Source organism: Paenibacillus sp. PvP094 (assembly GCF_040546835.1).
Taxonomy (GTDB): Bacteria; Bacillota; Bacilli; order Paenibacillales; family Paenibacillaceae; genus Paenibacillus; species Paenibacillus illinoisensis.
The window spans coordinates 1,144,721-1,170,157 of the sequence record NZ_JBEPOM010000001.1; the positions used below are offsets into that span (position 1 = coordinate 1,144,721).

A 25,437-nucleotide genomic window follows, 5' to 3' on the forward strand; every position below is an offset into this window, starting at 1 on the left:
AGCCGCGGCCCATGGGCCACGACTTTTTGCTTCTTCCTTTTATTTACCGGACTTGCTTCCGATATTCACACTACCTGTCAGACGAATATCATCCGATGCACTGCCGACATAAACAGATACCTTACCCTTAGGCATTACCCATTCATGTGACTTTTCATCCCAATAGGAAAGTGCACTGCGATCCAGTTTAATTTTAACGCGCTGCTGTTTGCCTGCCTTCAGATCGACTTTGGCCCAGCCAGCAAGTTGTTTTTCCGGTGTTTCCACACTCGTTGCCAGTTTGCCCACGTACACTTGTACAACTTCTGCACCTGTAACTTTACCCGTATTGCGCAGGTTCAGGGACACTTCTACGGTAGCATCGTTGCCTTTGCCTGTATTTTTCACGTGCAGGTTACGGTAGTCGAAATCCGTGTAAGACAGCCCGTGTCCAAACGCAAATGCTGGTGTCATGCCTTCTTTGTCATATCCTTTGTAGCCTACAAAGATTCCCTCTGAGTAAGTACCCACGCCATTCACACCCGGGAATTGTTCCGCAGTGGATACTGGTGTTTGCGAATCATCCGATGGGAACGTTACTGGCAATTTACCGGATGGGTTCACATCACCGAACAGAACGCGAGCTACCGCGTTACCTTGTTCCTGACCTGCATACCAGGCTTGAACAATGGAAGGTACTTCTTTTTGCCAGGAGTCCATCTCCACGGCACGGCCACTCATTTGTACAACAATCGTCTTCGGATTTGCTGCTGCAACCTTACGGATCAATTGCTCCTGGTTGTTCGGCAGTTCCAGATCGGAACGGTCCACATAACCTTCGCTGTCATACGTACGTGTCACGACAACGGCAACATCGGATTTTTTGGCCAGGTCCACTGCTTTTTGCATTTTGGCATCGACAGCATCTTCAGGCGCTTCCCAGCCGAAACGCATTTGGGCACCCATGTCATGGCTTGACTGTACCGGGAAGTCGGTACGGTATTCAATCTTAATGTTGTGGGATTCGCCTTCTTTTAACGTAATTGCTTTCTTCGTTGTGCTCAGCGTTTCACCCTGATTTTCTACGAGCAGCTGATCATCCACGTACAATTTCGCAGATCCCAGGCTGGTCAGAGACAATTTGTAATCACCCGTTTTGGGTGCTGTAATGGAACCTGTCCAACGTGCGGACATTTTACTGTTGAATTCCGTTGGTGTAACCGGAAGCTTGGAGGACTGGGCGTTGAACCCTTCATAGTTATAAAATCCAAGATTCATGTTGACCTGATTGTCTGTACGAACCAGTGAAGGGTCACCTTCCATGTTCGTGTTGGTCCAGTATTCGGCACGAAGACCATATTCCGCTTTGTCCGTACCAACATTCTGCTCGCTCTTCTCGGCATCTGCCGGAGACAACAGTGCGGATGGTACTGCGGAAGGACCGTTAAATGCATCCCCGGCGGAGATAGGATCCGTTCCGGCTGCATATTTCACTTCCACGCCATTGCCTACACGGTTACGAATGCCTTCAAGCGGACTCACGGTGTATGTCGGGTTAACGAGGCTGCTGCCTCCACCTGCTGCAGAAGCTGTGTCTGCATCCGGTCCAATTACTGCAATGGAATTCAGTTTTTTCTTGGAAAGCGGCAGCACGTCATTGTTATTTTGCAACAGCACCATGCTCTGCTCAGCAATTTCCCGTGCTTGCTTACCGTCTGCCTTCGCATTAATCTGCGTATTGGTTACAGGGTTGTCGAACAGCCCTTTCTCGAACATTTGGAGCAAAATGCGGCGAACCTTCTCATCAATGGTCTGCTCGCTGACTTCACCTTTTTTCACGGCTTCCAGCAGCTGTGTTCCCCATTTGCCGTAAGGCTCTCCTGGTGTCTCGAGATCCAGACCCGCGTTAGCCGATTTGGCTGTACTGAAATTGGCACCGTAGTCACTCATGACGAACCCTTCGAAGCCAAACTGGTCCTTGAGCAGATCGGTCAGCATCTCCTTGTTCTCACAAGCATATGTACCGTTCACCTGGTTAAATGAACACATGGCGGAACCGAGATCCGCTTTTTCAACCATAGCCTGGAATGGACGTGCATAAACTTCTTGAATCGCACGTTCACTGGCTGTTGCATTCGTTGTGAAACGCTCCGTTTCCTGATTGTTCAGGAGGTAGTGCTTCGCCGTTGCAATCACCGGGTTGCTTTGAATCCCGTTGACATACGCTGCACCCATGCCGGAAGCCAGCAATGGGTCCTCACCCAGGGATTCGAAGTTACGGGATCCCCATGGCGTACGTGCAATATCCAGCCCAGGGCCAAGCACCACGTTATGTGTTGTATCATGCGCTTCCTGTCCGATCAGATCGCCATATTGTTTGGCAAGATCGGTATCCCAGGATGCTGCCAGGGCAATCGGTGCAGGCAGTGCCGTGGACTTTTTGTCCTGCACATCCGGATTGGCAACACGCACCCCTGCTGGTCCATCCGCCATCTGTAGTGCCGGAATGCCAAGCCGCTCCAATCCATCATTATAGAAACCATAATAGTTATTTACTTTACCAGTAACGAATCCGACTTTCTCCTCCAGCGTCATCGCCTTGAGCAGCAGCTCGGTGCGTTCCTTCGCAGATAAGGATTTGTTCATCCAAGGGCGATCTGCCCCGGAATCCGCTTCTGCGGCAAAGGCGTGTAACGGCATGGCCGCAACCGCCACGATGATTAATAGCATAAACCATCGTTTGAGGAAAATCAGGTTGAGTCTTCTGTTCATGTTTGTAAGCTCTCCTTCTCTCTTGATCATTTTTCTTGCACACATTGCTTGAATACATGTATACAAGGGAATGCAAACTGGCTTGTCCCAGCCCTTCAAGCATTCAGGCAGCCCTGCACATCGCTACGAAAAGTGCGGCTCGACAAGCGAGCGAGCAATTTCGCTTTCTTACGATAGCCGACCTGCGGATCAATTACATCCCCTTAAATATGGAAATGGAGCTGAAAGGAGTGAATTAGTTCTTAGGTATGATGTCAGGAATAATTCGTATAACATCATATGAAAACGAGTTAATTACATTTTTGTAACTCAAATCATACAAAACATTTACTTTTGAAAACAGTCGTTATGTCCCATTTCGATTTAACAATTAATTCAATAAATTATCATATTAAGGAATTTCAATTGAACACCTGGGCCCAAAGTCTATTTGTAAACGGATGCAATAAATTTCTTCGTTCCACATGGAAAATAAAAAGCAACCGAAGTCCCTTTTAACAGGTACCCCGGCTGCTATTTCTTCATTACTCACTCTAATCGTATCGCATTTCTCTAGTCGAACTTCCTTAAATCTTACATCCATTCTTACTAACCATGTCACCTGCTCTGTCCTAATCTTGCCTGCGATCTCGAGTTACTTCTAGCTCTTCAGCTGCGCCAGGATTTGTGGATCTTTGATCTTCTTATCTTCTGCGAGCAGCATGATTTTGGATAAAATCTCAGCTGTTCTTGGATCTTCGTCCAGGAATGGCAGGAAGATCCTCCCCCGATGCTGACTATGCACAGGTACGATATATAGCGCACCAGTTGCCTGTTTAAACACATTGCCACTGCCGAGATGAACGGCATATTCGCCAAAGTCGCCTTCGATCCGTGCATAATTGCCATCCAGTCGTACATTGTCTATCTTGAGTAGACGCAGGGATTCATTCACGATAACATGACGCATTTCAATCGTTGTCAGGCTGGCTTCCGGATCCACCCCGCCCACATGCGCAACACTGACTACCAGATCAACATCACGCATGACCTCCGAGAAGAAGACCTTCGGTACATCTTTCAAGGCTACAGGCTTATACGTTTTGCGATCATAAAATTGTACTGTCTCCAGCGTAGGTGCTTCCGTATCTGCCGGTGAGAACCAGTCTGCCATGGCATACAAATTGGCTATCAGGTTATGCTCATAGCTGACTTTCTGCAAGCCTTCCTCATAACTGACGGTCCACTGGCGACCTTTGAGCAGGGCAACCGTCTTCTTCGGTTGAATCTGATACCCGGCATACCGGCGGGAGACGGTTCCATTCGCAAGCTCATCCTCATTTGGAAGGTACAGCTCACGGAAGACCTGCTTGAACGGCTGTCGTGCCTGACGGGTGAACAGATCCCGCTGGAATTCGCTCCATGTCCCGCTGCGGAACAATTGCAGTGGATGTGCAATCACCAGTGGATCCTGCTCCTGCAATGCATGTGTGGTACTTTGTTCGCCAGGTGCAATCAGGCAGGCTGATTCCGCATCGAAATACCCCAAACGGTCACCTGACTGAAACACCAACGTGCGAATCAGCGGACGAATGACCGGATTTTGCATCAGACTGGTCACTTCCTGGACGGTAAAGGCAGTCTCCGCCGTCATGGAACGCTCCAGTTCATGTTTTGCCCGGCGATACTGCTGTACCAGATCCCCTTTTAATTCCTTCAATTCGTTAATGTATCCATCTTTCTTGAATCTTGCAGGGACCGATTTGAGTATCTTCCCTTTACTTACAAGAACCAGCTCGGACTGCCCATCCTCATCAATGACCAATTGTGCTGTCGTTGTCTCATCCAGGGCCTTCGGTTCAAAGTAGGATTTCATCTCATCCAGCTTGCTCGCTTCCATGTTCCAGATCAGCCGGGTAACGTCCGTATACCCTGCATTGCGGGCCAGGTTGCCAAGAGCAATCTGCGCGGCTGCACCTTCACTAGAACGACGCTGTGCTCCAAATTGCTTGCTCTCCAGCAGAAATTTCTGAATGAAATCATAACGTTCTCGCAGATCCTGTTCCTGCTCCGCTTGGAATGGAATCAAACTGTACGTGAGCAGATGGTCCTTATTACGCTTCTCCTGTACAGATTGACGCATATCCTCCAGACGAAGCTTCCCTAACGCTGCATCGGCGAACAACTGGGATCTGCGGTGGTTTGATCCACCCGAAATGTATTTGGCACAATCATATAACAGATTGAACCGTTCCTCGCCGACAGCAGCATAAGCTTCCTCGAACCAGGCAATATCAAATGCGCCGTCGTTGAATTCCTGCGGCGATATCGGTGAATAGTGAGCGACAATGGTTTCCTTTTCAGCCGTAAATCGTTCATTAATGTGGGCATGGAAGTACCATGCGGCACTGCGAAGTCCTTCCCATCCCAAATGCTTCGATACGATCTCCATCCACTGCGGGGCGTACATGGCCGCTTCCAACAGCTTTTTCTCTTGAATCGGATATTGCTCAAGTAGTTGGCCCAGGAGAGTATCATCCTCACCCTCACGTGGATGGCAAACTTGAATCAGGTGACTGAACGTCTCCTTGCGTGTTGTGTTATCTCCGTAGCTGTAGATATAGCCTCGTACAAACGTATCCTTATCCATGGCTGAGACCAGATGCACCCAATGCTCCATGCCTTCAATTCGTTCAAACTTCATGGCCAGTGTACTGACTTCGGTGGAAAGCTCACCTCGTGTCAGTTCGATCTCCAGAATTCGTTCAACGACAGTATTCCGCAGCTCTATCAGTTCCGGATCATCCATGATGCCTTCGGTGCGTGTCGACGTCAGCTCATGAATGAATGCAAAACGCTCCCCGCCCGTCAGCAACTGACGGTATATCGTCTGCTTGTCAATCAAACGCAATTTGAATGCCCGCACGTAATCCTCGAATGATAACAGGGAGAAACGCTGTGTATTTCCCACAAGGTTGATGAACTGATACGCCGTTTGGAAGAATCGTTGGAAACTGGCATCATCATATATTCTGCTTCTTACCAGGTAGTTCCACCGTTCCGTCAGGATATGAAGCATGCCAGCTTCCTTCTCCAGTTGATCGTCCGGCATACTGGCGATAATAGAAGCCCATGTTTTCTCCGCGATCTCAAATGTATCTGTAGGGTTGCTGTCCCTGAACGCGGCTGCAATCAATTCGGCAACTTGATCCTTGTAGGTCAGCGAAGCCGCCATCTGTTTCATTTCTTCCATATAGGAAAGAGGATAGGTCTGTTCGGCAAAAGACTTGCGCCAGCCTTCCAATAATGGGATTTTGCTTAATTCGTTATAATCATATTGATCGTGATAATAGCTGTAATGTTCATTTAAGTTGCCGCTCAGTGTGCTGAATTGCAAAATAAAATAAAGCTGCATGAGTTCCAGGCTGTTCAGATCACTCTGCGCAACATACGCCTCCCAAACGTTGTGGAGAGGATATTGCTCCATCTGTTTCATCTGATTTCGTTCCGCATAGGAGAACATAGAGCGCAGGCCGGCTCCAATCAAAAGCGTCTCACGGTAGCCCGCATAATACTCTACCTCATACTCATGATCCCTGTGTTGATGGACCAGAGCATCTAATCCTTTCAGAAATGGTTTGGCCTTCTCCAGCGAGAGGGTGAAGATCTCCTTGGGATTGAAATCACTAAGATCACGCTTCTCCTGCAGCAGTGGCTCCACCCGGGATGGATCGAACAATCCAAAACCATTCGAAGAGGTATACCGGCTGCCCTCCTTCGTCAGCTTGTCCAGCAGCTTTTGCTCCTTCGCGGTAGGCTTCTGGATCAGTCCGGCTAATGGCTGTAATTGTTCATGTTGATCTGCACGTTCCGGATCTGCAGAAATCTCGGTCAACAGTTCCAGTGCGCCCAGACGCTGCAATTCATTCTTCGCCTTCAGCAAACGTTCCAGTGAAACCACTAGTTGATCCACAGGTTGCAGCAAAAGAACCTGAATGACCTTCTGCCGAAGTGAACCGGTCTTGAGTTTGAGCAAGGCCTCCATCTGTTTCATCTCGTCAGTAGTCAGCTCAAGCTTCCTCACTTTGACTAGAGCAATCTCTCGGTTGCTCATGCTTTTGTCGGATAGGCTCTCAAACACAAACTGTCTTTGCACCTCGTTATCGGGCTGCTGAACGAACTGGGATAACAGCTCGCCTCGAAGTTCCGGGCTCAGCATGTCCTTGATTGCAATGACTTCTCCGATCCAATCGGGGTCCATATCATACGCAGCCAGATAGAGCATTTTTTTGACCACATCATTCCGTTCAATCCGGTAATGGACATATTCAAGAACGCCAGATGGTCCACCTTCCCCTCCCAGAGGAATGCGGTTCAGCAGCTGCTTAAATTGATCGAAGTCCTGACGCCGAATTGCCTTGTCTTCAAAGACAGGCAGGGGCGAAATGTGAATGCTGCGCAGATTCTCTCCATCCTCGAAGTGCCAGTTATGCATGTACATGGCATCATAGTTTTGGATAATCCAGTGCATCAGCTCCAGATCCTGTACGTCCAAATACCGACGGGCAATGCTTAGCCGCAGGTCACGATTCTGACTGTTCGCAAGCACATATTGCGCAACAATTTTCTGATACAGTTGGCCTTGATCCATAATACGGATCAATTTGTCATTGAGACGGTCCTCTTCAATAACAGCCGTCGCCCACAGACTGATGAATATCTTATTGGCATTGGAATCCTGCTCCCAATCTTCACGAACAGCTGCATCGGTCAGCGCTTCATAGGCTTGCTCAATCAACTGTGATGCAACGCGCGAATTGGCCGCTTCAATTCCGAGCCCTGTCCATACAGCCAATGCTCGAACCACTGAACTGAAACGAATCAGATTGTGATCGACGATTACTTTTAATATGTATATAAATGCTTCAATGGTTCCTTCATCCATCCGTTCAACGATACTTTGGCGCAGTCCTTCCTGCAGTCTTGCTGCCACAAGCAGCTCACCAACCATATGGTACGCCTCTGTCTGGTCACTCATGAATATACCTTTGATCATCTCGCCAGTAAGCAACGCCGACTGATTGTCGCCATATATGATCTCGTGTAATGCCTGCTTCATATCTCCGTTGCCATGGTCCAGTTCATATGCGATGCAGTCCGGAAGCACAGATCGGATCTCATACAGATAATCAAACTTGTATTCACGAACAGATACATATTCGTCCAGGGAGAATTGCCGCATCTCCATGCGCAGCAGTCCAATGAGTTTCCGGATCACCTGTCCAATATGCTGTTCAGGATCGGAAGTGCGAAATGGCCGGCGCTCATACATGATGCTGTACGGGTAATTTGTGGCGCGGTCAGCAATGTAACGGAATCGTTCCACCAACCGTTCATTCACCAGCTGCCCAAGCACGTTCAGCAAGGGTTCAAATAAGGGCTCTCCCGTTTCGGCAGCCTGCTTTTGCAGAAATTCCTCTGTATTCAGATATACTTTTTCATCTCCGCGCAAATATGTGGAACCAGCCATCTCCACCACATATCCTGCAAACTCCTGCCAGGTCCCGTTCAATGACTCTGCCTTCTCTTGCAGACCGTTGATATACACCTGTTCATTATCGTTCTGATTCATCCAATCTCCTCCTTATCATTTATTACCACAAGCGGCCGGCAAGCATGGTGAACCGGATAAACACCAATTCGTCATCTTCCTGCAACTTCAGTGGTGCATCCAACTCGGACAATTCTTCATCATTGAGGAAGACTTTGTATAGTCCATCTTCATAAGCCATCATAGCCGTTTGGACCGCATGCTCCAGGTCTTGAATCTCCTCATTGTACACTTCTCCAAAACCGACTTTTCCCGTTGATCCCTTAAGTTGAATCTCCTCAGGCATAAGATAGGTGAGTAACGCCGCACTGTTTTTCTTCTCCTGAAGAGCGTTCACCTGCACGTATACCATATGTTTGATTAGCTCTCGTAATGTTTCGGTTGTTTCCGGAAGTGCTGTGGCTTGTTTGGCAAGTGCAGGCTTGCGTTTGCCCAGGCTTTTGACCGTGACCCATACGTTCACAACGCCCCCTCCCTTCTTCTATATGAACTGACTAGTTACGTCTCACCAGTCTAGTAAAAAACTAAAAATGCGTACACATGTACCCCTTATTAGCATCATAACCAATATTTCCGCCACAATCATGAGCCATTCCTCACGTTTACCTGGAACCTGCGAACTACTGCACTCCCAACGTACTTACGCAAAAAAGCCGGGTTGTTCCAATAACCTTGGAACTCCCAGCCACATCAGCATTCATGCAGACCTAATTTGTGTTATGAGAAAATGAACAGCTTTGGATTCATCTGGCCAATCGCATGGGGCAAATCGTTACAGCTGCCGTTTTGAAGCCGGGCATACGGCAATAAGGGTCCAGATCGGGCCTTGTCGCCCGATTGACGTTCTGAATGCCACCCCAATGCATCGGTACAAACAGCGTGTCTTCGCGAATATGTTCCTTAATACGGGCACGTACCGTGAAGCTCCCATGCACAGATTGAATCTCGACCCACTCCCCATCCATAATTCGATTACGCGCAGCTGTAGCCGGATGAAGTTCCACAAAATTCTCCAGTTCACGAGCTTCCAGCGTTGGGCTCCGATGGGTTTGTACGCCAGTCAGATAGTGAGGAAGCACGCGGCCATTGGTCAGGATCAGAGGAAATTCCCGCGAGACATCCTGCCAACCAGCACTTAATTCACTTGTAAATGCAGCCTTCCCGTCCTCATGGGCAAACCGCTCACTGAACAGCAATCCCTCACCCTCATCCTCCAGAGAAATGCAGGGCCAATAGATCCCTTTTTCTCTTCGCAGACGTTCATAGGTCATCCCATAGTAATCTGCAATTCCGCCCCGGCTCGCTTGTCTGAGCTCATTGAAGATATCCTCGGCACATTCATATTGGAAATATGAAGCTTTGCCAAGCCCCCCAGCAATGGAGCATAGAATATCCCAATCGTGACGGGTATCCCCTGGTGCTGGCCTACCCTGTTCACGTAACAGAACCCGGCCTTCCAGATTGGTCAGCGTACCTTCGTTCTCCAAATAAGAGGTAACCGGAAGCACCACATCGGCCATCTTCGCCGTCTCGGACAGAAACATATCCGCCACGACCAGAAACTCCAGCTTGCGAAGACCTTCTTCTACCAGGCGTACATTGGGATTGGAGACGACCGGATTGGAACCCATCACAAGCAGGGCACGGATCTCCTGCTCATGCACCCGTTCCATCATTTCATAGGCAGATACACCTTTTCCAGGCAAGGTTTCAGGTGCAACTCCCCAGACGGATGCTACATGTGCACGGTCCTGTTCATTCTCTATGGAACGATATCCCGGCAGCTGATCGGCCTTCTGCCCATGCTCTCTTCCGCCCTGTCCGTTCCCCTGTCCAGTGATCGCACCGTAACCACAGCCTGGTCTGCCGACTTTTCCAGTCGCCAGTACCAGGTTAAGAAAATGACGGACTGCCAGATGTCCATCCGTTTGCTGTTCCACTCCCCGCGCTGTCATGATCATGCCTGTCTCCGCCTGACCATAGGCCATTGCGGCCTGACGGATCAGGGTCAAGTCCAGCCCGCATTGTACGGCGGATTCTTCTAGATCTATCTCACTCAGTGCATTCTGCAAACTCTCATATCCTTGGGTTCTTGCATCAATAAAATGCTCATTCACCAGCCCCGCTTCCATAATGACCTTCAGCATGATGTTCGCAAGCCGTGCATCCATACCCGGTTTGATCTGCAAATGAAGGTCGGCAATGGCTGCAGTAGCTGTCTTGCGCGGATCAATAACGATGATATACGCTCCATTTTCCTTCGCCTGGTTGAAATAAGGCAGCAGAGTGGGCTGGCACTCTGCAACGTTGGTCCCTGCAAGTACAATGCACTCGGCCCGAGGGATGTCGGACAAGCGGAATGTCAGCCCCCGATCCATGCCAAACACCTTACTTCCTGCAGAAGCAGCGGCAGACATACAGAAGCGACCGTTATAATCAATATATCGTGTCCCTAGAGCAACCCTTGCGAATTTTCCTAGCAAATAGGCTGTTTCATTGGTGAGGGAACCCCCTCCATACACACCGATTGCATCGGCACCGTATTGATTCTGAAGACTGATAAAACGCCCTGCGATATATTCAGTGACTTCTGGCCATGAAGAAGGTATCAGTTCACCATCCCGGCGGATGAGAGGCTGCAGAAGTCGCTGTCCACTCAGTGCATGCTGATGTGCATTCATGCCTTTGACACACAATCTCCCCTGCGAAGCTTCATTCGGCACGCCTTCAACGGTGTACGTGGCACGGCGCTCACCAGCGATGGACCCAGCAACTTCCTCGACGGTCATTTTGCACTGTACGCTGCAATAGGGGCATTGTGTCTCCCGTACATGCAGTTTTGAAACAAACGAACTGTGTTCCATTGATGTCTTCATTCCATCTTCACTCCCTTCCCTACCTTTTTGATCAAGTAAGTGTCAATTCGCTTACCGTTCTGCCCGCCAGCTCGTTCTGGAATTGTTGATCCAGCAGATTTTCGCGGATTGATATGAATCCCAATCGCTCTACCCATGCCCAGAGGGGTTCATCGTACCAGGCGGTTCGGCGATACCACTCCACGCATGCCGAGATCAGCTGCACTGCATCTTTTTCCGTCTCGGCAAGTCCGAGGAGTCCCCCCTCTTTTACCGGATGGGCCGCATGACCACCCGCGTAAATTTCCCAGCCGGCGGGAGATTCCTGCAATCCGATATCCTGCACTACCGGGCTCACCCATGAGCTTGCTCCACCCGATACGGCCACCCTCACGGGAGCAGGCATATCTGCATTAACCCACCTAAATTGAAGGTCCTCTACCATGGCTTCGAACTTCAAATCACCTGCATGGACCTCGATACCCACAACCGCGCCCCGCAGGATATCGTTCCGGTTTCCAGCCCGATCAGGCTGATGCACACTTATCCACTTTCCGGTTATCTTCAAATAGTAACGAAGTGCAGATTGGCAGATATGGCACCCTTCTTCTGTTCTCCAGTCCAGCTGCTGCATGATTCTTCTCATTCCGTCTCCCTCATGAATTCCATACAGATGGTGATGCTCTGCTGAAGCTGCAAGCTCAGAGGGATCTCCATCCGACAACCGAGTGAGCGCTTCTTTCAGTGAGGCATGACTTAGATCCGTACAACTGCAAACGGGCCATTCTGTCGTTTTCGCCGCAGCTGCTGCTTCGCTTGCACTACCGCCGTTTTTCTGGAGATGCAGAGTGTGCTTCACCAGGGCGGTAACCATTGGACGACATCCGCCGCAGGAACCGGAGGCTTTGGTATGCTCCTTCACCTGTTCAGCAGTCTGCAGCCCCTTATCCTGTATGGCCCTCATGATCATCAACTTGCTCACATTGTTACAGGCGCACACCGTCTCCTGATCAGGCAATGCTGCTGCTGCCTTCTCGGCTGGATTCGTCCCTTCCTCGCGCGGAGCGAGTTCTTCGATGCCAGCCCCACGCTGTACAAGTCCCAATAGGCTGGCACTCTCCGTCGTATCCCCGAACAGGATCGCTCCACTTACGCGCCCTTCCTTCATCAATACTTTCTTATACGTACCGCGAATACCATCAAGCATCTGTACAGCCGTCCGCATTTCTTCTCCGCTAATGTTTCCGGCCGAGAACACGTCAACGCCAGAGACCTTCAGTTGGGAATAGGGAATAGAACCCTTATACTCTGTTGTCTCCTGCTCACATAAAAAACGTGCGAGTACCTTACCCTGCTCATACAGGGGGGCTACCAGACCATAACTGATCCCCCGATGTTCGGCACATTCACCCACAGCATAAACATCAGGTACGCTGGTACGCATATAATCGTCGACCACAATCGCCCGATGGGTCCTAATTCCGCTCCGCCTGGCCACTTCAACATTGGGGCGAATGCCTACGGCCACAACGACAACCTGTGCTTCAAGCTTGGTTCCATCTGTAAATTGAAGCCCCTGAGCCTGGGACCGACCCACAATTTTTTGTGTGTTTTTGCTTAACAGGAAAGACATACCCTGAGCTTCCAGCTCATGCTGAAGCATGGTCGCTGCCTGCAGATCCAACTGCCGATTCATAATGTAAGGTGCGTTATGCACCACGACTGCTTCCATCCCCAAATGCAGCAGTCCGCGGGCAGCTTCAAGCCCAAGCAATCCGCCACCAATAACGGCTGCCTTACGATGTACTTTGGAATACGCGGACATACGTGTGCAGTCATCTATGGTGCGGAAAGACATCACCCTCTCTTTATCCACACCAGGAATGGGCGGAATAAACGGAGCAGACCCTGTCGCAAGGATCAGAATATCGTAGGACTCCCTTATCCCGGACGACGTTTCAATCGTTTTAGCTTGAATATCGATCCTGTGGACAACCTCTCCCGCACATAATCGAATGCCATGCTCCTCATACCAGCTCCAGTCGTTAATGATAATGTCCTGCAGATCGTGCTCGCCCTGCAATACTTTGGATAACATGATCCGATTGTAATTGGGACGTGGTTCATTTCCATAGATGACAATCTCGAATGTATCCGGAGATGCAGCAATAATCTCTTCCACACACCTCACACCTGCCATACCGTTTCCGATAACCACCAGTTTCTTCTTGCTCATGGGCTGCCCCCTGTCTCTGTTACGTGTTGGGTTAAAATTAAACAGAAAAATCCCTTCTCCATCGTTCGGAAAAGGGCACCGTTGCCTCCGGAATTCACACGCCATTGTGTGATTTCATATTAGATTCAGATTACGGCAATCCGTATTATGTGTCAACAAAATTAACACATAAATCTGAATTGATATCGAAAATGATTTATTTCAAAATTTAATGTTATTTTTGTTGACATATACAAATTCTCTTTTTATAATTTGAATCAAAATCACCGTGCTGTGATCAAATCAGGTGCAGGAACACAATGACGTGTCCTGCCTGTCGGCAATGAGGCCGCAAATCGTTCATCATCTGGACGAATTGCGGCCTTTTTCTGCCTGAACTGCACAAAGACAGGGTAAGATTATTCAATTGGATGAGGAGCGATGCTGAATGGTGGAGAGCAAAAGTTTTTGGAAGAGTGGGCATAAGCCCAGCCTTTTCGGGGCATTTCTGTACTTTGATATCAGTTTTATGATTTGGGGCATGCTTGGCCCCCTCGCAGTTGTTATTGCCATGGACTACCCGATGACCCCTCTGGAAAAAGCCAACCTGGTGGCACTGCCCATCCTTGGCGGCTCCATTCTTAGACTTGTGCTTGGCTTTATGTCCGATTATATTGGTCCAAAACTTACGGCCCAGATCGGAATGGGAATAACGCTAATCCCCTTATTATTAGGCTGGTTGTGGGTGGACTCACTAAGCCAGCTATATGTTGTTGCTCTCCTGCTCGGTGTTGCCGGGGCTTCTTTTGCCGCTGCCCTTCCACTCGCAGGACAATGGTATCCTAAGGAGCACCAGGGACTTGCTATGGGAATCGCGGGAGCAGGGAATAGCGGGACGGTACTCGCTACCCTTTTTGCCAACCGACTGGCTACTCATTTCGGCAGCTGGGAAGTCGTTTTTGGACTCGCCATCATTCCAATCGTGGTCGTTTTTATCCTTTTCTCTATCTTCGCCCGTAACAGTCCCAATCGGCCAGCACCGAAGAAGCTCTCTGAGTACGGCACCTTGCTGAAACAAAGGGATGCCTGGGTATTCTGTGCATTTTATTGTGTTACCTTTGGCGGTTTCGTGGGATTGTGTAACTATCTGACCATCTTCTTCAACACCCAATATGGCTTGTCTCCTGTTCGAGCCGCTGATATCACAACCTTTTGCGTTATTGCCGGAAGCTTCTTCCGACCTGTTGGCGGTTACTTGGCAGACAAGATTGGTGGTACGCGGATGCTGACATTCCTATACACTGGTGCCTGTGTCATGCTTGTAGGTGTATCCTTCCTCCCTCCACTTCCTGTGGTCGTCGTCATGTTATTCCTGGGCATGATGTGCCTTGGGGCTGGTAATGGTTCCGTGTTCCAGTTGGTTCCGCAGCGTTTCGGTAATGAAATCGGTCTGATGACAGGCATTGTCGGCGCGGCAGGTGGCTTGGGCGGATACGCACTCCCGTTGATTCTTGGTCAACTGTATAGTTCCTACCAGTCTTATACGCCGGGATTCGTCATTCTTAGTCTGATCGCAGCCGCGTCCATGCTGCTTGTACTGGTTATGCAGTCCAAATGGCGCGGCCAATGGCTGAAGAAATCTTTTACAAGCAAAACGGAATCAACATCCCTTTCTTCATAAATAATACAGGTGACCAGCAGCATCTAAAAAAGAGAACAGCACAGCCCTTCGGCTGCTGCTGTTCTCTTGTTGTCAGGACGAATATTTGCGAAAAACAACGACGGCATTATGCCCGCCAAAACCAAAAGAATTGGACATTCCGATCTGCATCTCTGCCTCCCTGGCTTCATTAGGGACATAATCCAAATCACAGTCCGGGTCCTGGCGCTCCTGGTTAATCGTTGGTGGAATGATGCCATGCTGCAAGGTTTGAATCAGTGAGATCGCTTCCGCTCCACCAGCGGCTCCTAACATGTGCCCAGTCATCGATTTATTGGCCGTCACGGGAATACGATAAGCAGCTTCACCGAAGAGGTGTTTAATCGCTCGGGTCTCCGAGAGATCTCCTGCTTCGGTACTGGTTGCGTGGGCGTTAATCACATCCACGTCATCAGGCTGAAGCTTCGCATCAGCAAGCGCAGCTCTCATGGCCAGGAATGCTCCGCGGCCTTCCGGATGGGTTGCTACCATATGATATGCGTCTGAACTGGCACCATATCCAACAATTTCAGCCAGGATATTTGCGTTTCTAGCCAGAGCGTGGGATAGAGACTCTACCACCACAATCCCCGCACCTTCTGCCATCACAAACCCATCTCTTCCAGCGTCAAAGGGGCGACTCGCCGTTTCATAGGCTTCGTTTCTTGTGGATAACGCGGTAGCATTACCGAAGCTGGCCAGCGAAACTTCCGTGATGGCTGCTTCAGTTCCCCCTGCAATAATGACATCTGCACCTCCGTCACGAATTAGCCGGAAGGCCTCACCTATGGCTGTATTTCCAATGGAACAGGCAGTCACAGGGGAAAGCGTCGGTCCCCAACATCCGAATTTCATGCTCACCATGGCAGCTGCCATATTGGAAATCATCATTGGCACAAGGGTCGGACTAACTCGGCCTGGACCACGTTCGGACAACAGCTTTCCTTGCTCCATCAGTGTTTGAATGCCGCCGATGCCGGAACCAATGTATACCCCAACCCGTTCCCTGTCCACTTTCTCCATATCCAGTCCCGAATGCACAAGAGCATCGTCAGCTGCCGCTACAGCAAATTGGCAAAATCGATCCATACGGCGGGCTTCCTTGCGTCCGAAGCGACCCTCTCCGTCAAAATCTCGGACAACACCAGCCATTTTGGTTTTATATGAAGTGGTATCGAAGCTTTCAATTAATGATATTCCTGACTGCCCTTTCACAAGTCCGTTCCAAAATGTATCTACATCATTGCCAAGCGGCGAGACAATTCCCATGCCGGTAATCACAACACGTTCGCGTTCCATATCTAACTCATCCTCCTTAGCCATTCAGGCTAACCGACTGAACTTCTGCATTTATATTGGCACGTGCAGTATCCTATTACAAGTTGTGAATTATAATAGTATAATGACTACCATGATAAATGAGGTTGGGGTGGAATGAGATGAACCAGGATGTCAGGCTTCAGGCTTTATCCGTATTTTTGAAAACTCAACGTGCCAAAATAGCTCCGTCAGCGGTCGGTTTGCCGGAAGGCACCCGGCGCAGAACACCGGGTCTTAGAAGAGAAGAGGTGGCCCAATTGGCGGGTGTAAGCACAACTTGGTACACCTGGCTTGAACAAGGAAGGGATATTCAGGTATCCCATTCGGTGCTAGATAACATTGCTTCCGCACTCAAACTGACCCCGGATGAACGCAAGTACTTGTTCTCCCTTGCCATGGAGCATTACTCCGAACTTCATATCCGTGAGGAAGAACCTTACCAGCTCCATCCTTCCCTGCAAAAAATACTGCAGGAGCTCCAGAATTGTCCCACCATTATTTCCGATCGCCGCTGCTACATTGTTGGCTGGAATGAAGCAGCCAGTCATGTCTTCATTGATTTTGAGCAGATTCCTGCCGAACAGCGAAACATGATTAGTCTATTATTTGAACGAAAGGAATTTCGGAGACTGGCGGTCAACTGGGAGGATTTTGTCCTCGGATACCTTGCGATCTTCCGCGCCTATTACGGCCAATATGTCGATGATGAATGGTACAATCTGTTTCTGAATGAAATGATGGATCGATATCCGGAGTTCCAGTCCCTATGGAAACAAAGCAGCGTGAGCAGTGCACCAGACGTACTGATTGAATTCAGACATTCCAGAGCAGGCAAAATGTTGTTCAATCTGACCTCGTTACAGGTTCAGGGTAATACCGATCTGCGTTGCAGTATATACACTCCTGCACAGGATACGGCCACCGAGCGGAAATTGGTGCGCCTTATGGAACGTGAGAAGGAACGTCAAGCCAGACCTAACGTTTAAACAGTATTCAATGCTACAAAACGCAAAAAAGATCCGAACGGTTTCCGCTCGGATCTTTTTGATGATCATCCAGCCCTTTGTATCGGATATGGATCAGATCAATCTATGCATAGCAAATGTTATTCGAACGCCGGAATGGCGATGTCTGCATACTTCTCTTCGAAGAAAGCCTTCACTTCAGGGCCTGCCATACGTTTGGCCAGCTTCTGAATGGCTTCGGAATCCTTGTTGTCCTCACGCGCAACCAAAGTGATGGCAAAATGGGAATCATCCTTCTCTGTGAACAGTGCATCCTTCTTCGGTGTAAGTCCCAGCGGGCTTGCATACGCCGGTGTCATGGCAACCAGATCTGCATCATCCAGCATGCGGGCCAGCATGAGCAGGTCTACTTCCTGGAACTTGAAGTTCTTCGGATTCTCGATAATATCCGCCTGTGTTGCGTTGAATCCTACGCCTTCTTTCAGCTTGATCAGACCGTTTTGTTCCATCATCACCAGTGAACGTCCGATGTTGGAAGGGTCATTGGCAATAGCAACCGTTGCTCCTTCAGGCAGTTCTTCAGTGGTTTTATATTTTTTGGAGTACGCACCGTAGATCGCGTTGTAGATCGGCTGTACAGCTACCAGGTTCGCATTATTGGCTTCGTTGAATTGGTTCATGTAAGGCACGTGCTGGAAGAAGTTAGCGTCAACTTCCTTGTCTTTCAATGCCGTATTCGGTTGAACGTTATCGGACAGAACGACGACTTCCAAATTCACGCCATCTTCCTTAAGCAGCGGCTTCACAATATCCAGTACATCGGTCATTGGCGGAATCAATGTAGCCACTTTCAACGTAACTTCCTGAGTCGCTTGGCTGCCTTCATTATTACCCTCCGCAGCAGGTGTCTCTTCTTTTTTGCCGCATGCGGATACAACCAGCATGACTGCGAGCAGCATAAGGATCATTTTTGCTTTCATTTTCATTCTAGCCCCTTCATCGTGTAAACTGTAATGTCATCCTAAATTCTTCTCGCCCTTTAACCTTGTTTGCCTCAGGATCTGCGATCAAGCCAGCGGGATAATCTGCTTCCGGTAAACTGGATCATCTGCACCAGAATGATCATAATGATGATCGTAAATACCATGATCTCCGTCTCGAACCGCTGATATCCGTAACGAATGGCAAAATCGCCAACACCTCCACCGCCGACTATGCCCATCACCGTGGAATAGGAGATAAAACTGATCGTTGCCGTGGTCAGTCCGAGTACGAGACCTGAACGTGCTTCCACATACAAAAATTTCAGCACAAGCTGCATGGTTGATGCACCCATCGAGGATGCCGCCTCAACCACACCTTTGGGCACATCGAGCAGTGCCTGTTCTACTAGGCGGGCATAGTAGGCAATCGCAATAACGGAAAGCGGCACCGCCGCTGCCAAGGTCCCCATCGCCGTTCCCACAATCATCCGCGTGAACGGAATCATGAATACGACCAGCAGCAGAAACGGGAACGAACGAATGATATTGACCAGGCTGCCCAGAATCGTGAACAGCGGCCTGTTCTCATATCGTTGTCCTCTTCGGAACAGATACAGCAGCGTGCCGAGTGGAAGCCCAATCAGGACAGCTGCTCCAATCGAGATGCCAACCATGACAAAGGTCTCTCCGATCGCCTTCCATATCTCATCCTGGTACTTCAATATGGATTCAGGTATCATCGTTCCTCGTCCTCCGTTTCCCATGGCTCCGCCTCTTCACCTGTAAGCAAGGACGTTAGCAAATCCGGCTGTGGTGCGGGAATACTGCGTACTTCCGCTTCCGTTAGCGTTCGGACAATGCGCCCTTCCCTCATCACGGAAATTTGGTGGCAGAGTCTGCGCGCAACCTCCATCTCATGCGTAACCATCACGATGGTCACACCCAGTGTTTCATTCACATGGCGCAGCACATCCAGAATACCGTTCGTTGTCTGAGGATCGAGCGAGGACGTTGGTTCATCGCAGAGCAATACATCAGGCCGGCTCGCAAGAGCCCTCGCAATAGCCACGCGCTGCTTCTGTCCTCCGCTTAACTGGGCGGGATATTGTTTCGCCTTATCCTCGAGGCCCACGAATCTCAACACCTCAAGTCCACGTTCTTCCCGTTCTCTCCGGGAAACACCCGCCAGTTCAAGAGGCATGCATACATTGCCAATCACCGTTCGGTTGCTCACCAGATTAAAGTGCTGAAAAATCATGCCGATGGAACGACGCGCCTGACGAAGAGCACTTTCGCTCATCCGAGTCAGCTGCTGTCCTCCTACAGTTACTTCACCTGAGTCCGGCTTTTCAAGCCCGTTCAGCATGCGGAGAAGCGTTGATTTGCCCGCACCGCTGGAACCAATGATACCGTGAATCTCTCCCTGTCCCACTTCAAGCGAGACAGAGCTTAACGCCTCGAATCCCTGATCAGCCCGGGACCCGCGTTCGTTATAACGCTTGCTTACGCCGTATAATGAAATCATGGAGATTCCTCCTGCGATTAATCATGCATGGTCCTTCGAGAACACATGAAGAAAGCCCGCACAGCCGATAACCGGAGCGCGAGCAATCCTGTTCATTTATAATAAAGCAACATTCTGTGTGAAACAAGCCTTAACGAGAGATATCTGTTTTTAAATCGTTTACATGATACAAGCTGAATCTGCCGTTCGAAGAACCGATGTAGATTTCATCCCCTACCCGATTTATTGTGCCATTCTTGGCATCCCGATCCCGGTGTTCCGGCGACCCCATAACCACGTCATGTACGCGACCGAGCAGCGTACCATCCTCTTTGTTCATGATCAGAAGATCCTCACCCATGGGTAACAGAAGTTGTTCATCGATAACCAGGTAACTTCCCTGGTTGGTAGGGTATCTCAAGGAAGAGATCGTATATTGTGCGTCCCAGCGCGTTTTTCCTGTAGTATAATCCAGTGCAGCTGGGTAACCGTTCTTGATCACAAATATTTGATCACCTTCCACAAGCCCTCGTTCAATCTTGTCATTTAACGTCCATCGTTTTTTATCGTTCTTGGCATCATAAAGCGTCGTTGTAAAATCCGAATAATCCCCGTAATGCTCACCTTGCTTATTTTCGCGGATCAACAGCATGCCATCATTCAGCACTTCGAAGCGCTGTCCGTTCCGGGCCTGAAAGTGAGCAAGTTTCTTGCCTGAATTCAGATCGACCAACACCCACTGATCCCCGAGCAGCATCCAACGTTCAGGCTTTGCCTCCGCGAATGGATCAAGACGGGTTATTCCGTCGAAGTACGGATCATTCTCGATATGATCCACAGTAGGCTTAACGGTTTTGATACTCCATACCGTACGACCTGATAGCGGGTCAGCTGCAACCAGCTTATTTTTCTCCCAATACATCACATACGGGTCATCTGCCGTCTGGTTGAACAATTGATATCCGGCACTTAGCTTCTTAGTCCAGAGGGTTTTGCCATTAGTACTGTTCAGCACGGTGATTCGTCCCTGACTGGAGCCTTCCGCTACCGGGCTATCCACTATTGCGACGTTCTTCGCAGCTGTAATACCACGAACTGAAAGTTTGGAGCCGGGTTTGTACTCCCACTGCACTTTCCCATCCGATAGTTTGATGTGACGTATGCGATCCTTGTATTCCTTATCTCCCGGAGCATAGGATGTAAAGATCGTCACACCCTCGCGTTTCGCATCCAATTGCGCTTGGAGTGCACCGAAGCCTGCATGAATCTCCCACAAATTCTTCCCGGTATGCCGATCAAGAGCGTAAACGGATTTGTCATAATGCATGCCGCTAAATCCACCGTCGTCTCCTTTCATCAGAAGCACATCCTCTGTTGCTGCTTGCAGAAAGGGATAATTCAGCTTGCCCTGATTGGTCCATGTGGATTTCCACGGTAACGTTGCAGGGAGTGTTTGGCCAAGAATTTTGGTTGTGAACTGATAGTCGTCCGAACGACTGAAACTCCAATCCGAAGGGACTACATTATTACGATCATCCACCCGGATGTTCCAGCGTGTCTGCACCAGCTTTCCCGTCTTGCTGAACGTTACCAGAAACTGTGCGTCTTCCCGCTCATATCGCCAGGTCTGTCCAATGCTCATGGAAACATTGGTTTCATTCAGATTCTGGGAATGCTCTTTCCAATCTGGCTCGCCGAGCCACTGAGCAGCTTGTTTTGAGGTCGTGCTTTTATCTAATAAAATATCCGTCAAATGACGCACATCCGTTGTAGACATGGAAGCCTGATTCCCGAACCAGCCGTCCGTTACGTTCACCCGCTGCTGTACGTCCTTCGCCCTCACCCAGATTATTGCTGGACGGTATACGTTCGACTCTTTGTTCCAGGTTCGCGGGGCAACGGAAACACCATACCAATCCTTCGTCGCTGCAACGATTAGCGCATGATCCGTTAGAGAACTGGCAGAAGGCCAGCTTGTCTGGCTTCCAGGGTACAGATACAGTTTACTTCCCGCCCGGAGTGTAAAGTTCTGCGGAGTGGACCTTTTCATCGTCTGGCTTTCCTTGGATGCGTACCATCCCGGTACCCAGAAACTCCCGAACTCGCTATGATTCAATCGGATCCATTCTCCGCGAACAACCTGTACTTTCATCTTTTCCCCGCCGGAGGTATATGTAGATATTCTCATCAAATCAACGGGAACCTTGTGATCAACCGTTTGGGCATACATAGGCAAGCCTTTTCCCAAAGTGACAGTTTCTCCGGCTTTCAAGGTTATTGATGCCGATAGGGCTTGTGTAACTGATTCTGGGGCTTGGCCTTCACGGGCAGCCACATTCAGATCCAGCAGCATGTATCCTGTAACCATCACAGCAGCTACTCCGGTAATGGTGATCCAGCTGTAACTCCTTTTGCGCCAGTTCCCGCCTGTCTTCACGCCTGTTCACTCCATCCATTTGAAGTTATTTCCATTAAAGACGTTTTGAACAAGAAAAAGTTACTGTACTATCAAAATAAAATGTCTGTGCCTTCTCTTCATCTGACATCCAGCATCGCCGGATAATAAGGGAATTCCCAGCCTAGCGTATAAGCCATCGTAAGGGATACGATAAAATAAAACACAAAATACAGATCTGCACGGGAATACCCAATCTGGATGTAATACGTCCGGCTCGCGCCATCTGCGAACCCTTTTGCCTCCATGGCGATGGCCATGCGCTCTGCTCGGCGGATGCTCTGCGCGAGCAGGGGAATGGCATACCGCTTCAAGGTTCCATACACATTCCAGTGCGAGACACGCTGCTGCGTACCGCGAATGCGGATGGCATAACGCAGCGTCTGGAATTCGTCCAGCAGAATGGGAATCATGCGCATGGCGGCCAAAAAGCTATAGGCATACTTGGCCGGCAGACGCCATTGCTGCATCAGTGAGTAGAATAGACGAACCGGACGGGTGGTCAGGCCAAACAACAATCCCGCAGCCGCCATGCTCAGGGAACGAAATCCCAGGTGCAGTCCACGATAGAAGCTCTCTTCCGTGATATGTATCAATCCATATTTGTACCACGTCGTCTCGCCTTTACCAAACATCATCATGCCTGTGGAGGTGGAGATAAAGATCAATATAAAAGGCGACGCATAGAGCAGCAGCCGATGCCAAGGATGACCCGTCCAGCATAGTAACAGAAGCATGACAACCGCTACATTGATCATGACGTTCAGATTGTGAATAAGAATAACCAAGATAAACATCAGGGTCAGGAAAATAACTTTAAGGCCAGGATTCACGGCGTGCAGCCAGGTTTCACGATGAGGAAACGACAGCTGCATGCGTAACCCTCCCCTCTTCTACAGTCCACACTTTAGTACAATATCTGTTCACAATCTCCTGATCATGTGTCACCATGACAACGGCCGTCCCCGCGCGACGCAGGCGCTCCAGTTGTCCCAGCATGGCAAACGTATTACGTGCATCCTGTCCGAATGTGGGCTCATCCAGCAGCAATATCCGCTGTCTGCGAACCATAGCAGAAGCTACACTCAGACGGCGTTTCTGTCCCATCGACAATTGATACGGGTGCCTCCCAGACAGCTCCCTGAGTCCAAATTGCTCCAGCATATCAATGCTTCTGGCCCGTCGTTCTTCCGCAGTAAGTTCTCCGCCGAGTAAGGAAAATTCCACCTCATCCAGAACCGAATTCGTAACGAATTGAAATTCCGGATTCTGAAACACGAATGCAATGCGGTCAGCCAGCTCTCTGGTCCTGCCGGGCCGTTGTCCTTCAACACGATAATGTCCCGTCGTTTTCAGGATATTCATCAGGGAAAGCAATAATGAACTTTTTCCAGCGCCATTAGCTCCAACGACTCCTACCCAATCCCCGTGAAATACCTCAGCGTGATCGATCTGTACAACCGGATTCTTCCCTCGCAACCCTGTGAATTGCCTCAATTCGAGTGCTGGATGGTATAAGTCTGATTCCCTAGAATCATCTTCTTCGACTTCTGTGCGATTGCCGGATCCGGACGTCACATGCTTAAAGGCATCTTGAGAATCCTGCTGCTTCGCTCCCACCTTCCGGGCTCCACGTACCTCCCATACTCCCGGATACCAGATGCCATACTCCTTGAGCATACTCCGCTCCTTCGCAAATACCTGATCCGCCTGTCCGTCGGCCACAATCTTCCCTTCGGGTGATAGCACGATGATTCGGTCAACCACGTCCACAACCTCATTAATTTTGTGTTCCACGATAATGAGCGTCTTATCTCGTGCGACCTGCTTCACCGTATCCCACACCTGTGTGGTTCCCTCATCATCGAGCAGTGCGGTTGGTTCATCCAGAAACAGGACATCCGGCTCCATGGCAAGAATGGAGGCAATCGCAAGGCGCTGCTTCATCCCCTGGGACATCGATTGAATGAATGCACGATTATGTTCAAAAGAAAGCCCAACAAGCTCCATATAATGTTGAATCAGCGCAGGCATCCGGTCCCTTGGGATATTCCGATTTTCAAGCACAAACGCAATCTCTTCATCACTATAGGACATGCAAAATTGGGTATCCGGGTCCTGGAATACAATGCCTGGCTGAATCGGCACCTGAATCTCATCGCATTTCATCGGAATCTCCACGGACCGCGGAATAAGACCGCTCAATATTTGCAGCAGCGTGGACTTGCCTGAACCACTTGGACCGAGCAGCAGCACTTTTTCCCCTTTACGCACGGAGAGAGACAAGCCCTGGAATACCAGGTCCTGCTCTCCCGGGAACTTGCATCTTAGATTGGTAACCCCTACCGCCTGCGAATTCCCTTCTCCGTTCATCTAGTCCAGTGCCTCATAATCCTGCTTGGAGACAGGTCTCAATGACCGTGTAACGCCTGTGAGTTCAAGTGCTTTCGCAAGATAATACGCAAATACACCTGCAATCAGAATGCTTCCAATGAAGCGGAAACCGATAAACAATGTGTAGTTCCACGCCGATAACGAGTCAATGTATCCATACTGGTAATCGAGCAAAAGCGAAGCCGCTGCTGCCCCAATGGCTGCGAGACAGGTGACGAACAGATTCGTTTTGCGGTACAGAAATGCGGCGAAGAAGATCTCTGCGCCCAGCCCCTGTAACAGACCGTATACCAAGGTGGACATCCCCCATTCACTTCCGAGAAAAGCACTGACGGTTGAGGCTGCTACTTCAGCAAGAATGGCCACCCCCGGCTTGCGAATGATGACATAGGCGAACGTGCCCGCCATAAACCACATGCCATAGATCATTTGCTCCGCATGCACGCCGAAAGGCTTCATCAGATCATACGTCGGTCCCCATATCTTGTAGATGACCCCGAATACAACCGCAATCACGATCGTCACCAAAATATCGGTTAACTTCAATTTGTTGCTGCGCACTGTTGTTGACATGTTCTCTACTTCCTTTCTCTGCTCCCCATAAGGTTATGAAATGAAAATAAAAAAAGCCTCCCCGGTTCCGGGAAAGCCTTACGCACAGTGTCACATATCATGATTGAAGTAACTCAGAATAAAATGAAATCCG

General features: G+C 49.6%; 15 protein-coding genes. 2 read left to right on the forward strand and 13 right to left on the reverse strand.

Annotated elements, in window-relative coordinates:
- Positions 1-39: 39 nt before the first annotated feature.
- The 5 genes from ABIC22_RS05435 to ABIC22_RS05455 form a co-directional block, all read right to left on the reverse strand.
- Complete coding sequence (locus ABIC22_RS05435; protein WP_354479093.1) at positions 40-2,751, reverse strand: beta-glucosidase; 2,712 nt, start codon at positions 2,749-2,751, stop codon at positions 40-42.
- Positions 2,752-3,391: 640 nt separating this feature from the next.
- The gene (locus ABIC22_RS05440; RefSeq protein WP_354479096.1) at positions 3,392-8,362 is read right to left on the reverse strand and encodes a DUF4132 domain-containing protein; all 4,971 of its coding nucleotides are present in this window, start codon (positions 8,360-8,362) and stop codon (positions 3,392-3,394) included.
- Positions 8,363-8,384: 22 nt separating this feature from the next.
- Positions 8,385-8,804, reverse strand: coding sequence for a hypothetical protein (locus ABIC22_RS05445; RefSeq protein WP_354479099.1), 420 nt, complete (start codon positions 8,802-8,804; stop codon positions 8,385-8,387).
- Positions 8,805-9,084: 280 nt separating this feature from the next.
- A complete protein-coding gene (gene nasC / locus ABIC22_RS05450) occupies positions 9,085-11,217 on the reverse strand; it encodes an assimilatory nitrate reductase catalytic subunit NasC (protein ID WP_354479102.1) in 2,133 nt (710 codons plus the stop codon).
- 31 nt (positions 11,218-11,248) lie between these two features.
- Complete coding sequence (locus ABIC22_RS05455; RefSeq protein WP_354479105.1) at positions 11,249-13,432, reverse strand: FAD-dependent oxidoreductase; 2,184 nt, start codon at positions 13,430-13,432, stop codon at positions 11,249-11,251.
- Between the two features lie 430 nt (positions 13,433-13,862).
- Here ABIC22_RS05455 and ABIC22_RS05460 point away from each other — a divergent pair, with 430 nt between their 5' ends.
- Positions 13,863-15,092 (forward strand): nitrate/nitrite transporter, encoded by a 1,230-nt coding sequence (locus ABIC22_RS05460; RefSeq protein WP_127538597.1) that lies wholly within the window; start codon positions 13,863-13,865, stop codon positions 15,090-15,092.
- Positions 15,093-15,164: 72 nt separating this feature from the next.
- Here the strand turns inward: ABIC22_RS05460 and fabF are convergent, their stop codons facing one another.
- Positions 15,165-16,409: a beta-ketoacyl-ACP synthase II gene (fabF, locus tag ABIC22_RS05465; protein WP_354479108.1), complete on the reverse strand. Its 1,245-nt coding sequence runs from the start codon at positions 16,407-16,409 to the stop codon at positions 15,165-15,167.
- A gap of 140 nt (positions 16,410-16,549) precedes the next feature.
- Here fabF and ABIC22_RS05470 point away from each other — a divergent pair, with 140 nt between their 5' ends.
- Positions 16,550-17,416, forward strand: coding sequence for a helix-turn-helix transcriptional regulator (locus ABIC22_RS05470; protein ID WP_221804987.1), 867 nt, complete (start codon positions 16,550-16,552; stop codon positions 17,414-17,416).
- A 119-nt stretch (positions 17,417-17,535) separates the two neighbouring features.
- On the opposite strand, the gene ABIC22_RS05475 is transcribed toward ABIC22_RS05470, so the two are convergent.
- From ABIC22_RS05475 to ABIC22_RS05505, 7 genes are all read right to left on the reverse strand, one after another.
- Positions 17,536-18,375: a MetQ/NlpA family ABC transporter substrate-binding protein gene (locus ABIC22_RS05475; RefSeq protein ID WP_127538427.1), complete on the reverse strand. Its 840-nt coding sequence runs from the start codon at positions 18,373-18,375 to the stop codon at positions 17,536-17,538.
- Positions 18,376-18,449: 74 nt separating this feature from the next.
- Complete coding sequence (locus ABIC22_RS05480) at positions 18,450-19,142, reverse strand: methionine ABC transporter permease (RefSeq protein WP_227779605.1); 693 nt, start codon at positions 19,140-19,142, stop codon at positions 18,450-18,452.
- Positions 19,115-19,903: a methionine ABC transporter ATP-binding protein gene (locus ABIC22_RS05485; protein WP_354479113.1), complete on the reverse strand. Its 789-nt coding sequence runs from the start codon at positions 19,901-19,903 to the stop codon at positions 19,115-19,117. Before ABIC22_RS05485 ends, ABIC22_RS05480 begins: the two co-directional genes overlap by 28 nt.
- Before the next feature lie 130 nt (positions 19,904-20,033).
- On the reverse strand, positions 20,034-22,319 hold the full coding sequence (locus ABIC22_RS05490) for an outer membrane protein assembly factor BamB family protein (RefSeq protein ID WP_354479116.1): 2,286 nt from the start codon (positions 22,317-22,319) through the stop codon (positions 20,034-20,036).
- A gap of 98 nt (positions 22,320-22,417) precedes the next feature.
- A complete protein-coding gene (locus ABIC22_RS05495) occupies positions 22,418-23,212 on the reverse strand; it encodes an energy-coupling factor transporter transmembrane component T family protein (RefSeq protein ID WP_354479119.1) in 795 nt (264 codons plus the stop codon).
- Complete coding sequence (locus tag ABIC22_RS05500; protein WP_354479122.1) at positions 23,187-24,710, reverse strand: ABC transporter ATP-binding protein; 1,524 nt, start codon at positions 24,708-24,710, stop codon at positions 23,187-23,189. The genes ABIC22_RS05495 and ABIC22_RS05500 overlap by 26 nt, the downstream gene beginning before the upstream one ends.
- Positions 24,711-25,304 carry an ECF transporter S component gene (locus tag ABIC22_RS05505; RefSeq protein ID WP_095288623.1) on the reverse strand — a complete coding sequence of 198 codons (594 nt, stop codon included), beginning with the start codon at positions 25,302-25,304 and terminating at the stop codon, positions 24,711-24,713.
- Positions 25,305-25,437: the final 133 nt, after the last annotated feature.